Origin of the sequence: Streptomyces sp. NPDC050528 (genome assembly GCF_044457795.1) — a bacterium.
Lineage (GTDB): Bacteria > Actinomycetota > Actinomycetes > Streptomycetales > Streptomycetaceae > Streptomyces.
The window spans coordinates 120952-133961 of the sequence record NZ_JBITHH010000008.1 but is presented as its reverse complement, the minus strand read 5'-3'; the positions used below and the strand labels follow the sequence as shown (position 1 = coordinate 133961).

Sequence of the window (13010 nt, the reverse complement as noted above, 5' to 3'; positions counted from 1 at the left end):
CGGTTCAAGGGGAGTTGCTCAGAGGTTGGTGAGATCCACCGGTATCTTCGGCTCGCAGCCGTCCCGCAGGACGGTCGCCTCGATCAGCCCATAAGGACGATCGGCGGCGAAGTACACCTCGTTGTCGTTCTTCAGCCCGAACGGCTCCAAGTCCACAAGGAAATGGTGCTTGTTGGGGAGGGAGAAGCGGACCTCGTCTATCTCGCTGCGGTTGTTGATGATCCGCGAACCCATTTGGTACAGGGTCTGCTGGAGCGACAGCGAGTACGTCTCGGCGAACGCCTGGAGCATGTGCTTGCGCACCTGCTCGTAGGACTTCTCCCAACTGGGCATCTTCTGCTCGTCGTCGGACCAGTTGAAGCGCCAGCGGGCGGAGACCTGGGTGGCGAGGATGCGGTCGTAGGCCTCGGGGAGGGTCGTGTACTTGTCCTTGACGTAGCCCCAGAACTCGGAGTTGGTCGAGTTCATCACGACGAGGTCCTTGAGCCCGGATATGACCTCCCACGACTCCCCGTCGTAGGTGATCTGGGTGACCCGGGTCTCCTGGCCCTTGCGGACGAAGGAGTGCTTGACCTCGTCGGCGCCGATGAACTGGGAGTTGGCGTCGGAGGTGTCGATCCGCTCCCAGGAGTACTCCTCGATGCGGATGCGCGCGGTCTTGATCGGCTCCTGGCTGGTCACGAAGTGCCGGGCGAGGTGGATGCCGAACTGCTCGGCGGACTCGATGCCGTGCTCCTTGGCGAACGCGTACACCGTGTTCTTGGTGGTGTCGGTCGGCAGCACGTTGGCGTTCGAGCCGGAGTAGTGGACCTCGTCCATGTCGCCGCTCAGCGACACGGAGACGTTGAGGTCCTTGATGTGGTGGGTGGCGCCGTCCCGCGTGATCTTGACGACTCGGTTCTCGGCCTTGCCGTACTGGTTCTGTCCCAGAATCGTGGGCATGTCTGCTAGCTCCCTCGGTATACGGAGTAGCCGAACGGGTTGAGCAGCAGCGGTACGTGGTAGTGCTCGCCGGGCTTCACGGCGAAGGTGATCGCCACCTCCGGAAAGAACACTCCGCTCGCACCGCTGTCCCGATTCGCGGGGGCGTCCTGCTGCGCATCGGCTTGCTTCTTCTCGAAATACGGCTCCACGGCGAAGTCGAGCCGTACGTGTGTGGTGCCCTCCGGCAGCGCGGGCAGGTCCTTGCACCGGCCGTCCGCGTCGGTGGCGGAACCTCCGAGCGGCTGCCACTCCGCCAACGGGCCGCTGCGGGCGGCGAGTTGGACGGCGACGCCCTCGGCGGGGCGGCCGACGCTGGTGTCCAGGATGTGCGTGGACACCGAGGCGGTGGTGCTGGTGCTCATGCGCGGGCTTCCTCTTCGACGATGCGGGCGAGCCGGATGCGGTTGATCTTGCCCAACTCGGTGCGGACGATCTCGCGTTCCCGCTCCGGCGCGTTGCCGATCCGTTCCTTGACCGCGTCACGCATCTGCTCGCCGGTCCGGCCGGTGGCGCAGATCAGGAAGACATGGCCGAACCTCTCCTGGTACGCGAGGTTCAGTTCGAGCATCTCCGACTTGAGGTCCTCGGAGGCGCCCGCCATGCCGCGCTGTTCGCGGGCGGAGGCGGGGTCGCCGGGCTTGGGCCGGCCGATCGGCGGGTGACCGGCCATCGCCTCGGCCAGGTCGTCGGCGGTCAGCTCCGCCATCGCGGAGTCGCTCGCGGCGTACAGCTCCTCGGGACCGGCGTACGGACGGGCGGCGAGCAGCCGCCGCGCCCACGCCGTGGAGGCACACGCCTCAAGGAGCGCGGCGAACGCCGCGTGCTCCTCCAGAGCATTGAACCGGACGAGCCCCGGCGTCATGGAAGTCGAAGTCACGGGGGCCTCCGTGGCCTTGTGCTGAACGGGCTGCCCAGTAGCTAACGCCCCGCGGAACACCACGTCAACACTTTGTTGAAAATTCCGGGTAACAAAGCCCGCGGAGCCCCTCGAAGAGCCTTGTCAGGCGTCTTTCTCCCGGTTCAGGTAGTTGTACACGGTGAACCGGCTGACCCCGAGGGCGCTCGCCACGGTCTCGACGCCGTGCCGTACCGAGAAGGCGCCGCGCGCCTCCAGTATCCGTACGACCTCCTGCTTGGCCTTGCGGTCCAGGTCCGCGAGGGGCTTGCCCTTCTTGCGTTCCATGGCGGCCAGGATGTGATCCAGCGAGTCCGCGAGCTGCGGCAGCCGTACGGCGACCACGTCGGCGCCCTCCCAGGCGAGCACGACGTCGTCGGGGCCGGCCTCGTCGGGCGGGAGCATCTCGCCGCCCATGGCGTCGACCAGCGGCTTTACGGCCGTGATGAACGGCTCGTCGCCGATGCCGGTCACCGGTCGCCCTCGTCGATCACGTTGAGCTGGAGCGAGATCCGGGTGGCGCCGGCTTCCAGGGTCCTGCGCAGCAGCGCGTCGAGGGCGGTGAGCACCGCGTCGGTCCGGCCCTCGGCCGTGTTGCCGAACGGCCCGACGTCCACGGCGTCCAGCTCCGCAGCCTCGATGACCTCCCTGGCCACCAGCGCATGCGCGGGCGCCTCGTCGAGGTCGAAGGGCTCTGTCGTGAACTCCACTCGCAATCGCACGGGCACAACCTAACGCGCGCGGGCAGTTTTCGGGTGGGCCGTCGGCGACCTGGGCTCCCGCCCCCGGCCACCCCCTTGACAAGCATCGACACTCGACGGCAGTCTTCCGTTAAGCAGAAACAAACTTCCGTAATACGGAATTACAAACCACGGAAGGGAGCGCAGCGGCTCATGGGATTCGCAGACCAGCGCTTCAACGTCAACCTGTCGATCCTCTTCACCGAACTCCCGCTCCTGGAGCGCCCCGCGGCCGCCGCCGCGGCCGGCTTCGGCGCGGTCGAGCTGTGGTGGCCCTGGGTCGACTCCCCCACCCCCGACCAGTCCCAACTCGACGCGCTCAAGCGGGCGTTGGAGGACGCGGGCGTCCAGCTCACCGGCCTGAACTTCTACGCCGGTCAGCTCCCGGGCCCGGACCGCGGCGCCCTGTCGGTCCCCGGCGAGGAGTCGGAGCGGTTCCGCGCGAACATCGACGTGGCCGCCGACTTCGCCCACTCCCTCGGCGCCACGGCCCTCAACGCGCTCTACGGCAACCGCGTCGCAGGCGTCGACCCGGCCGAGCAGGACGCGCTCGCGCTGGAGAACCTGGTCCTCGCGGCCCGGGCCGCCGACCGGATCGGCGCGGTCCTGCTGATCGAGGCGCTGAACAAGCCCGAGTCGCCGCTGTACCCGCTCGTCAGCGCGCCCGCCGCCGTGGGAGTCGTCGACAAGGTGAACGCCGCGTCCGGTCTCGGCAACGCGCGTTTCCTCATGGACCTGTACCACCTGTCCATGAACGGCGAGGAACTCCCGTCCGTGATCGAGCAGTTCGCCGCGAAGACCGGCCATGTGCAGATCGCGGACAACCCGGGCCGCGGCGCCCCCGGCACCGGCACGCTCCAACTGGAGGAACTCCTCGACCAGTTGAGGAAGGCCGGTTACGACGGCTGGGTGGGCCTGGAGTACAAGCCCGGCGACCGCCCGAGCGCCGAGGCCTTCGACTGGCTCCCGCGCGACGCGCGCCGAACTCCCCCGACTTCGCTGAGCAGTTAGAGAGGCACCCGCATGAGCAAGCTCCCCAAGGTCGCCTGGATAGGCCTCGGCATCATGGGCTCCCCCATGTCCGAGAACCTGATCAAGGCGGGTTACGACGTCACCGGATTCACCCTGGAACAGGACAAGTTGGACCGCCTGACCGCCGCCGGCGGCACCGCTGCCGGCTCGATCGCCGAGGCCGTACGGGACGCCGACGTGGTGATCACGATGGTCCCGGCGTCCCCGCAGGTCGAGGCCATCGCCTACGGCCCGGACGGCATCCTGGAGAACGCCCGCGCCGGCACCCTCCTCATCGACATGTCGTCCATCACCCCGCAGACCTCGGTCGACCTGGCAAAGGCCGCCGTGGACAAGGGAATTCGGGTACTGGACGCCCCCGTCTCCGGCGGTGAGGCCGGGGCGATCGAGGCCGTGCTGTCCATCATGGTCGGCGGCGGACAGTCCGACTTCGAGGAGGCCGAGCCGATCTTCGACGCGCTCGGCCGGACCATCGTGCTGTGCGGTCCGCACGGCTCGGGTCAGACCGTGAAGGCCGCGAACCAGCTGATCGTCGCCGTGAACATCCAGGCGTGCGCCGAGGCCGTGGTCTTCCTGGAGAAGTCGGGCGTGGACCTCGCAGCGGCGCTCGACGTGCTCAACGGCGGGCTCGCGGGCTCCACCGTGCTGACGCGGAAGAAGGACAACTTCCTGAACCGCGACTTCAAGCCGGGCTTCCGGATCGACCTGCACCACAAGGACATGGGCATCGTCACGGACGCGGCCCGCAACGTCGGCGCGGCGCTGCCCGTCGGTGCCGTGGTGGCCCAACTCGTCGCGTCGCTGCGCGCCCAGGGCGACGGCGGTCTCGACCACTCGGCGCTGCTGCGGGCCGTGGAGCGCCTGTCGGGCGCACAGCTCTGATCCAAGGACCGTAAAAGCCCCCGGGTCCAAGGACCGTAAAAAGCTTCCGGGCGGCGCCTTCGCTGACAACTGTCCTGTCGCGCCCAGGCGTTGGCGCCGCCCGGAACCATGCCCACCAGTTCAACAAAGTGTTGAGGATTGCTCTCCATGTCGAAGCGCGTGCTCACGACCGAGTCCGGCGCCCCGGTCGCCGACAACCAGAACTCCGCCTCCGCCGGCATCGGCGGCCCGCTCCTCCTCCAGGACCAGCATCTGCTGGAGAAGCTCGCCCGGTTCAACCGCGAGCGCATCCCGGAGCGCGTGGTGCACGCCCGGGGCTCCGGTGCGTACGGCTACTTCGAGGTCACCGACGACGTCACCGGCTTCACCCACGCCGACTTCCTGAGCAGCGTCGGCAAGCGCACCGAGCTGTTCCTGCGCTTCTCCACAGTCGCCGACTCGCTCGGCGGCGCGGACGCGGTGCGCGACCCGCGCGGCTTCGCGGTCAAGTTCTATACGGAGCAGGGGAATTACGACCTCGTCGGGAACAACACCCCGGTGTTCTTCATCAAGGACCCCATAAAGTTCCCGGACTTCATCCACTCGCAGAAGCGCGACCCCTTCACGGGCCGTCAAGAGCCGGACAACGTATGGGACTTCTGGGCGCACAGCCCCGAGGCCACGCACCAGGTGACCTGGCTGATGGGCGACCGCGGCATCCCGGCGTCGTACCGCCACATGAACGGCTACGGCTCGCACACCTATCAGTGGACGAACGCGGCGGGCGAGGCGTTCTTCGTCAAGTACCACTTCAAGACCAACCAGGGCGTGCGCAGCCTGTCCTCCGACCAGGCGGCGGAACTGGCGGGCAAGAACCCCAACTCCCACCAGACGGACCTGCTTCAGGCCATCGAGCGGGGCGTGAATCCGTCCTGGACCCTGCACGTCCAGATCATGCCGGCGGCGGACGCGGCGGAGTACCGCTTCAACCCGTTCGACCTCACGAAGGTGTGGCCGCACCGGGACTACCCGCTCCAGCGCGTGGGCCGCCTGGTCCTGGACCGCAACCCGGACAACGTGTTCGCCGAGGTCGAGCAGGCCGCGTTCTCCCCGAACAACTTCGTGCCGGGCATCGGCCCTTCGCCCGACAAGATGCTCCAGGGCCGCCTGTTCGCCTACGCGGACGCGCACCGTTACCGCCTGGGCGTCAACCACACCCTGCTCGCGGTGAACGCCCCGAAGGCGACGACCGCGCAGAACTACGGCCGGGACGGCCTCATGGCGTCCAACGCCAACTCCCAAGGCCGCGCGGCGAAGAACTACGAGCCGAACTCCTACGACGGCCCGACCGAGACCGGCCGCGCGCTGTCCGCCCCGCTGGCGGTCACCGGCTACACGGGCACGCACGAGGCCCCGCAGCACACCAAGGACGACGACTTCCACCAGGCGGGCGAGCTGTACCGCCTGATGTCCCCCGAGGAGCGCTCCCGCCTCGTCGCGAACATCGCCGGCGGCCTGTCCCAGGTCTCCCGCGACGACGTGATCGAGAAGAACCTCACCCACTTCCACGCCGCCGACCCGGAGTACGGCCGACGCGTGGAGGAAGCGGTCCACGCCCTGCGCGAGGACTGAACAGACGGCCCGTGTGTGCCGGACGACCCGGATGAGGGGTGGTCACCGGCACGACGCGGGCAGGGCCAGGACCGCGGCGGAATGCGAGCCAGTGCGGTGGTGAAGGTTCCAGGCGCTACTTCTCGACCTGAGGGAAGAAGCCCCGGTCCCGTCGCAACCGCCGCGGTCCCAGCCGAAGGCTTCTCAGAGGACTCCCCGGGGAACTCTCCCCCTCCCACAGACTCCGTCCGGCAGCGCGAATGTCCTGTCACGCCCAGCCTCGCGCCGCCGGACGGCCACCACGCGCCACGCTCCCTACACCGGGTTCTCCCCGGCGAGGGAGCGTTCGGCGTTGTCCAGGAGTTCCTTGTACGTCAGTACCTCGACCCTGGTGATGTGCGAATTGAACGTCCGCAGCGCCTCGTTGATCTCCTCCTCCGGCACCTCCGGATGCAGCGCGGGGTGGCCGACCAGGACGAGGGCGCCGGCTCGGCGGGTCTCGATGCCGAACTCCTGCCGGATCCGATGACGATGCTCGTCCAGTCCCGTGAGGTAGTTGGCGACCTGCCCGAAGGCATCGTGCACCGCGCCGGCCGGGACCCAGGCGTTGCGATACCGCTTGACCAGTGGTCCGGCCAGGCTCATGGACCGTTTCAGCTCCACGACGTGCAAGGCGCCGTCGCCCCGTATCAAAGGGATGTCCACCTCGTCACCGGGCACCAACCGACGATGTACGGCCTCGCCGACGAAACGGCCGCCGAAGATCCAGTGCTGCCCCGCCATGGCCTGCTGCAGGTCGGACTCCTCCGCGCAGGGATCCTCGACGACGGCACGCAGCGCCTTGAGCCCGGCAGCCCTCCGCTCCAACTGTGCGACCCGAACGAGCAACGCCTCGGGCGATGTCATGATCTTGCGAGCCTCGGCCGCCGGGTCTTCGACGTCGACACGGCCACTGCGGATGATCCGCTCCAGCCAGAGCCCGATTTCCGCCTGCCCGCGCGGGAGCACATAGCGCCCGGGGCGGTCCACGGGAGCCTGCACGAAGAGCGCGTCCTCGCCTTGCGACCGGAAATGCTCCAGGAACTCCTCGATACCGGCCTCAGGATGTTCCACCAGGAACTCCCTGCCGCTCTCGACCAGCCACTGATGCATCGCCTTCATCGTGCGACCGATGAAGCCCGCGTTTCGCTCTCTCCGCCGCCCGTCCCCGAATAACCGGTACCGGTCCTCGAAGTCGTACCGCAGGATGCGCCCCTCGGCGTACTCGATGGTGTCCTGCACGAGCCGTACGATCTGCCACTCCCCGGCGGCCACCGCGGCACCCCGCGCCTCCTCCAGAAGCCGAACCAGCTCCCTACCGCCTCGTCGCTTGCTGCTCCGTCCCCCGTGCAGGTGCTCGAAGACCGCGTCCACAGCGGCCTTCACTGTCTCGTCGACCGCCTCCTTCGCCACCACGTCACGAAGGTGCCACTCAAGCGCCATGTCGCTTCTCACTGTCATACGGCGCATTGTGTCGGCCAGGTCTGACAGCGCCGCCGACGTGCGCAGCCACCCGTTCCGCAGGACTCTGGAGGCATGACACCTCCCCCACCGGAGTTCCCGCGCGTTGTGGTGCACGCGCCGGCTATAGACGGCTCCCGTCGGGTCACCACCGGCGACGAGACCCTCGGTATCGCGTCCCATCTCGATGACGTCGTCGAGATCCTGCGTCTCGCCGACCTGGATCGGATCGAGGTCGAGGAGAGCGATCTGATCGAGTGGCAGGGTGGTGGGCCGGAGGACTGGCCGGGGTTGTCGGAACACCATGGCGAGCAGCGCGATCAGTGAACCTCAAATAAACCTCTGAACCCTCTTCGCGAGGCTTCAACCACCCCTGGACGCGGGCACATTCGTCGCACGAGGCCCGCCGGCACGGGGGCGGCGGGCCTCGTATCAGGGGGTGCCATGAGCGGTGATCCGACGATCCGGCTCCAGCCTCACGAGGTCGCGCTGCTGCGGGGCGGTTCTCGTGCGGCCGTGACGGTGGCGGTGGTTGCCCTGCATCTGCGGGGTGAAGTGCGGGTGTGGCGGCCCGGGACGGTGCGGACGTCGGGGGTGGCTGCGGGGGCGGGGACGCTTCCTCGGCTCACGAAGGCTGTGCACTCCGCGCTCTACCGTCCGGCGGGTATGCGGGAGTTACTCGGTCGGCGGGGTGTGAGTGAGGCGCTCGGCGAGTTGCGTGGGGATCTTGTGGCGGCGGGGTTGCTGCGCAGGATTCCGCCTCGGCGTACCCGCGCTGCGCGCGTGCTGTTGAAGTCCCTGCGTGCCCAACACCCTTTCCCTGCGGGGCGGGAGGGGGTGCCGTCGGATGACATTCTGCTTTCGGTTGCCCTGTACGGGGACAAGGCGTTGGGCTCGCTTGTGTCGCGTTTTGCTGGGGAGGCGGGGTTGATCGGGCGGGGTGGGGTCGCGGACGAGGGGTTGCCGCGGGCCTGGGGTGGAGGGTCGGGAGGTGGGTTCACTTGCGGGGCCGGGTAGGTCCTGCCTGGGACTCTTCGTTGCGGAGTGCGGGTCGTATGTGGCTGGTCGCGCCCACGCGGCGGAGCCGCACATCGACACAGCCCCGCGCCCCTTTGGTTGGCGCTTCGCGCCTTCCAAAAGTAGAGGGGGCGACCCATTCTTCCGGATGGGTCGCCCCTCTGACTCCTCGTCTCTCAGACCTTCAGCGTCCTGATCGATGTCGGCGCATGACCCGGCTCGGTCGCGAGCTCCTCGAACTCCACCACCGCGCTGATGTCGTTCGTCTTGCTCATCGCGATGTTGGTGACTCGTTCCAGGATCGCCTCGACCACGACCGGGACCCTGAACTCCGCCGCGAGCTTCTTGGCCTGGTCGAAGGCCGCGCCCAGTTCGGTGGGGTCGGTGACGCGGATGGCCTTGCAGCCGAGGCCCTCTACGACCTTGATGTGGTCGACGCCGTAGACGCCCAGCTCAGGCGAGTTGATGTTCTCGAATTCCAGGTTGACCTGGAAGTTGATGTCCAGGCCGATCTGCGCCTGGCGGATCAGGCCCAAGTAGGCGTTGTTCACCAGGACATGGACGTACGGGATGCGGTGTTGTGCGCCGACTGCCAGCTCTTCGAGCATGAACTGGAAGTCGTAGTCGCCGGAGAGGGCGACGACCGACGCCTCGGGGTCCGCCTTGGCCACGCCCAGTGCGGCCGGGATCGTCCAGCCGAGGGGGCCCGCCTGGCCGCAGTTGATCCAGTGGCGGGGGCGGTAGACATGGAGCATCTGGGCGCCGGCGATCTGGGAGAGGCCGATGGTGGAGACGTAGCGGGTCTCCGGGCCGAAGGCCTTGTTCATCTCCTCGTAGACGCGCTGGGGTTTGATCGGGATGTCGTCAAAGTGGGTGCGGCGTTGGAGAGTTGACTTGCGTTCCTGGGTCGACGCCGCCCACAGCGAGCGGTCGGGGAGGGCGCCCGCCTCCTTCAACTCCCTTGCCACCTCCACGAACAGCTCCAGCGCCGCCTTCGCATCCGACGCGATACCGTAGTCGGGGGCGAAGATCTTGCCGATCTGGGTGGGCTCGATGTCGACGTGGACGAAGGTGCGGTCCTCCGTGTAGACGTCCAGTTTGCCGGTGTGGCGGTTGGCCCAGCGGTTGCCGATGCCGAGGACGAAGTCGGACTCCAGGAAGGTCGCGTTGCCGTAGCGGTGCGAGGTCTGGAGGCCGACCATGCCGGCGTTCAGTTCGTGGTCGTCGGGCAGGACGCCCCAGCCCATCAGGGTCGGGACGACCGGCGTGCCCGTCAACTCGGCGAATTCCACGAGGAGTTCGGACGCGTCGGCGTTGATGACACCGCCGCCTGCGACCAGCAGCGGGCGCTCGGCCGCGTTCAGCATCCCGATCGCCTTCTCTATCTGCGCCCGGGTCGCCGTCGGCTTGTACACCGCCAGCGGCTCGTACGTCTCCGGGTCGAACTCGATCTCCGTGAGCTGCACGTCGATCGGGAGGTCGATCAGGACCGGGCCGGGGCGGCCGGAGCGCATCAGGTGGAAGGCCTGCTGGAAGACGCCGGGGACCTGGGCCGCCTCCAGGACGGTGATCGCCATCTTCGTCACCGGGGCCGCGATCGACGCGATGTCCACCGCCTGGAAGTCCTCTTTGTGGATCACGGCGGTCGGGGCCTGGCCCGTGATGCACAGGATCGGGATCGAGTCGCCGATCGCGGAGTAGAGACCGGTGATCATGTCGGTGCCGGCCGGGCCCGAGGTGCCGATGCAGACACCGATGTTGCCGGGACTCGTACGGGTGTAGCCCTCGGCCATGTGCGAGGCGCCCTCGACATGGCGGGCGAGGGTGTGGTTGATGCCGCCGGAGGCCTTGAGCGCGGCGTAGAACGGGTTGATCGCCGCGCCCGGGACGCCGAACGCGTCGCCGACGCCCTCGCGCTTGAGGATCTCGACTGCCGCGCGGGCAGCGGTCATACGAGCCATGGAGTACTCCTGCTTCGGCTGTCGGAATCACGTCACCGTCGCGCCCCGCGGTGAGAACTCCTTGCGAGCTTCTGACTTGAGCTTCTGACTTCCGCATTGATTTTCCGTATTGCGGAATCTAACTTCTACTATCTGGAAGTAATGTAAGTCGGGTGACCAAGGCCGTCAAGGGACGGACAAGCAGGGGTTTTCAGGAGGACTATGGGGCTCATGTCCGAGAGCGTGGCGGTGCGCTGTCCGGCCTGCCGACGAGAGCACGTCTACGCGGCGCCGTCGTATCCCTGTGTGTGCGGGGCACCCGTGGCCCCGCCGCTGGACCAACGCGGCGTCGCGACGGTCGTGACCCACCGGGTGTGGGACGAGGACTGGATCGCCGTGCGCTGCGCGGCCTGCGGCCGGCTGGACGAATGGCCGTACCCGGAGCTGGGCTGCCCGTGCGGAACCCTGCTGCGGATTCCCGTCGCGGGCGCGGAGCCCACGGCGGAACCGGCCCCGCGGGCCGCCAAGGCCGGCGCCGAGGCCGACGGGCGCCCCGCGTTCCAGCCCGTCACCATCCGTACCGCGCGCGACGCGGTCACCGCCGCCGCGCTGTATCTGCGCTGGCTCGGCTACCGGGACATCCGCCGCGCCGACCAGAGACCGCCGTCCGGCATCGGCCTCGCCGCCCGCGGCATCCTCGCCCAGGTGGACCCGACCGTACGGCCGGCCTCACTGCGCGACGTGGAGTGCCTGTGGCTGACGGCCATGACGGAGTCCACCGAGTGCGTCTACTTCTCCCTCGCCGGTTACGCCGACGACGCCCGCGTCCGCGCGGACGCCCTCGGCATCCCCCTGTTCGTCCTCGACCTCACGGGCACGCCCCAGCCGGTGAACGACCTGGCGGATCAACTCGACGCCGCGGGGAGCTAGTTGGGACGACGGTCGCGAGCGCCGCGCTCCGCGTCGGCCTACTGCGCCGGGCGGAACGGCTGCAGGAAGCGGATCCCGTCCTCGATGGTGCCGTCCATCAGTTCCAACAGCTGGGGCACCAGCTCCTGCATGCGGGGTGCGTGCAGGTGGCCGTCGAGGGCCTCGCGGCTCTCCCAGCGCTCGAAGATGACGAACGTGCCCGGTTCTCCCTCGACCTGGTGGGCGTCGTAGTCGATGTTGCCCGTGTCGTGGCGTGACGCGGTGACGGCGGCTGTCATGAACTCCTTCATCGCGGCTTCCTTCCCGGCTTTGGCCCGGGCTTCCCACAGCACGGTGACGTAGTGGTTCGACGTGGTGGTCATGCTTGCTCCTCGTGGCTCCGAACAGCGTGTTCGTACGCCGTTCACGACTCGACACTGCGCCCCGGTGCGCGTCGGCGGGAGCTACGGCGCTTCGTGGTACAGCGCGTACCACCCGGCGGGGCGGGGTGTGCGCGAGGATGGTGCGCATGGATCAACTCGGTGCCGCGCTGCGGGCGTGGCGGGACCGGCTGGACCCCGCGACGGTGGGCTTCGCGCACGGTTCGCCCCGTCGGGTCCCCGGTCTGCGGCGCGCCGAACTGGCGACACTGGCCGGTATCTCGGTCGAGTACGTGGTCCGGCTGGAGCAGGGACGGGTGGCGACACCCTCGGCACAGGTCTGCTCGGCCCTGGCCCGCGCCCTGCACCTGTCCGACGACGAGCACGCCCACCTTCTGCGCATGGCCGGGCACGCGGCGGATCCGAGCCGGGTCCCACGCATGATCCCGGGGAGCCTGTACCGGATCGTGGACCAGCTCGCCGGCAACCCGTTGGCGATCTACGACGCCACCTGGCAGTTGCTGCACTGGAACCCGCTCTTCGCGGCCACGTTCGGCGATCCCACGGTCCGCGGCGTGGGCGACCGCAACGTCCTGATCTGGCAGTTCCTGGGTGAGCTGCCCCGGGTGCGGCAGACGGCGGACGAGCGGGCGGCGTTCGAGGAGTCCCTCGTCGCCGATCTGCGCGCGACGACGAGCCGGTACCCCGCCGATCCCGACCTCGCTGCACTGGTGTCGAGGCTGAACCTCAGCCCGCGGTTCCGGGAGTTGTGGAGCCGTCGGGCGGTGGGCGGTCACCAGAGTGCGCACAAACTCGTCCGGCACCCGGATGTCGGGGACATCGCCCTGAACTCCGACATCCTCGCCACGCAGGACACGAACCTCCGCCTCGTGGTGTACACGCCGCAGCCGGACACCGACGCCGGCGGCAAACTCGAACTCCTCGCGGCCATCGGGGTCCAGAGGATGTCTCCTCAGGGGTGAACGCCCGCGCACCCGGCGGCCTCGTCCGGCAGGCCGTCCGGTGGACCAGGCCGCTGGGTCGACCGGTCCGCCGGGTGGTACGCGCCGTACCAGGAAGTCCCGTAGCTCCCGCCGATCCTCCCGGCGACCCAGCATGGAGTGCGTGAACAGCGCACGAC

At 68.5% G+C, this 13010-nt stretch carries 15 protein-coding genes; 7 read left to right on the top strand and 8 right to left on the bottom strand.

Annotated elements, in window-relative coordinates:
* Positions 1–18 precede the first annotated feature (18 nt).
* The 5 genes from pucL to ACIBK4_RS27265 all read right to left on the bottom strand — a co-directional run bounded on the left by pucL (position 19) and on the right by ACIBK4_RS27265 (position 2601).
* Complete coding sequence (gene pucL, locus ACIBK4_RS27285; protein WP_398998509.1) at positions 19–942, bottom strand: factor-independent urate hydroxylase; 924 nt, start codon at positions 940–942, stop codon at positions 19–21.
* Between the two features lie 5 nt (positions 943–947).
* Positions 948–1346, bottom strand: coding sequence for a hydroxyisourate hydrolase (uraH, locus tag ACIBK4_RS27280; RefSeq protein ID WP_398998507.1), 399 nt, complete (start codon positions 1344–1346; stop codon positions 948–950).
* Positions 1343–1861 carry a 2-oxo-4-hydroxy-4-carboxy-5-ureidoimidazoline decarboxylase gene (uraD, locus tag ACIBK4_RS27275; RefSeq protein WP_398998505.1) on the bottom strand — a complete coding sequence of 173 codons (519 nt, stop codon included), beginning with the start codon at positions 1859–1861 and terminating at the stop codon, positions 1343–1345. Before uraD ends, uraH begins: the two co-directional genes overlap by 4 nt.
* A 123-nt stretch (positions 1862–1984) precedes the next feature.
* The gene (locus ACIBK4_RS27270) at positions 1985–2353 is read right to left on the bottom strand and encodes a helix-turn-helix domain-containing protein (protein ID WP_033279482.1); all 369 of its coding nucleotides are present in this window, start codon (positions 2351–2353) and stop codon (positions 1985–1987) included.
* Complete coding sequence (locus ACIBK4_RS27265; RefSeq protein ID WP_398998503.1) at positions 2350–2601, bottom strand: hypothetical protein; 252 nt, start codon at positions 2599–2601, stop codon at positions 2350–2352. The genes ACIBK4_RS27270 and ACIBK4_RS27265 overlap by 4 nt, the downstream gene beginning before the upstream one ends.
* A 171-nt stretch (positions 2602–2772) precedes the next feature.
* On the opposite strand from ACIBK4_RS27265, the gene ACIBK4_RS27260 reads away from it, so the two are divergent.
* The 3 genes from ACIBK4_RS27260 (at position 2773) to ACIBK4_RS27250 (ending at position 6144) form a co-directional block, all read left to right on the top strand.
* Positions 2773–3630: a TIM barrel protein gene (locus ACIBK4_RS27260; protein WP_398998501.1), complete on the top strand. Its 858-nt coding sequence runs from the start codon at positions 2773–2775 to the stop codon at positions 3628–3630.
* Positions 3631–3642: 12 nt separating this feature from the next.
* Complete coding sequence (locus tag ACIBK4_RS27255; protein WP_365307203.1) at positions 3643–4533, top strand: 2-hydroxy-3-oxopropionate reductase; 891 nt, start codon at positions 3643–3645, stop codon at positions 4531–4533.
* A gap of 147 nt (positions 4534–4680) precedes the next feature.
* Positions 4681–6144: a catalase gene (locus ACIBK4_RS27250; RefSeq protein ID WP_398998498.1), complete on the top strand. Its 1464-nt coding sequence runs from the start codon at positions 4681–4683 to the stop codon at positions 6142–6144.
* Between the two features lie 294 nt (positions 6145–6438).
* Here the strand turns inward: ACIBK4_RS27250 and ACIBK4_RS27245 are convergent, their stop codons facing one another.
* Positions 6439–7623 carry a Shedu anti-phage system protein SduA domain-containing protein gene (locus tag ACIBK4_RS27245; protein ID WP_398998496.1) on the bottom strand — a complete coding sequence of 395 codons (1185 nt, stop codon included), beginning with the start codon at positions 7621–7623 and terminating at the stop codon, positions 6439–6441.
* A 75-nt stretch (positions 7624–7698) separates the two neighbouring features.
* Between ACIBK4_RS27245 and ACIBK4_RS27240 the strand changes: the two genes are divergently transcribed.
* Both ACIBK4_RS27240 and ACIBK4_RS27235 read left to right on the top strand, forming a co-directional pair.
* Positions 7699–7950 carry a hypothetical protein gene (locus ACIBK4_RS27240; RefSeq protein ID WP_398998494.1) on the top strand — a complete coding sequence of 84 codons (252 nt, stop codon included), beginning with the start codon at positions 7699–7701 and terminating at the stop codon, positions 7948–7950.
* Between the two features lie 117 nt (positions 7951–8067).
* A complete protein-coding gene (locus ACIBK4_RS27235; protein WP_398998492.1) occupies positions 8068–8640 on the top strand; it encodes a TIGR04222 domain-containing membrane protein in 573 nt (190 codons plus the stop codon).
* A gap of 176 nt (positions 8641–8816) precedes the next feature.
* Here ACIBK4_RS27235 and gcl read toward each other — a convergent pair whose 3' ends face one another.
* Complete coding sequence (gene gcl, locus ACIBK4_RS27230) at positions 8817–10601, bottom strand: glyoxylate carboligase (RefSeq protein WP_398998489.1); 1785 nt, start codon at positions 10599–10601, stop codon at positions 8817–8819.
* Between the two features lie 201 nt (positions 10602–10802).
* Here gcl and ACIBK4_RS27225 point away from each other — a divergent pair, with 201 nt between their 5' ends.
* Positions 10803–11510, top strand: a complete 708-nt coding sequence (locus tag ACIBK4_RS27225; RefSeq protein ID WP_398998487.1) for a hypothetical protein — start codon at positions 10803–10805, stop codon at positions 11508–11510.
* A gap of 38 nt (positions 11511–11548) precedes the next feature.
* Here ACIBK4_RS27225 and ACIBK4_RS27220 read toward each other — a convergent pair whose 3' ends face one another.
* Positions 11549–11872 carry a putative quinol monooxygenase gene (locus ACIBK4_RS27220; protein WP_398998485.1) on the bottom strand — a complete coding sequence of 108 codons (324 nt, stop codon included), beginning with the start codon at positions 11870–11872 and terminating at the stop codon, positions 11549–11551.
* A gap of 146 nt (positions 11873–12018) precedes the next feature.
* On the opposite strand from ACIBK4_RS27220, the gene ACIBK4_RS27215 reads away from it, so the two are divergent.
* On the top strand, positions 12019–12852 hold the full coding sequence (locus ACIBK4_RS27215) for a helix-turn-helix domain-containing protein (protein ID WP_398998483.1): 834 nt from the start codon (positions 12019–12021) through the stop codon (positions 12850–12852).
* Positions 12853–13010: the final 158 nt, after the last annotated feature.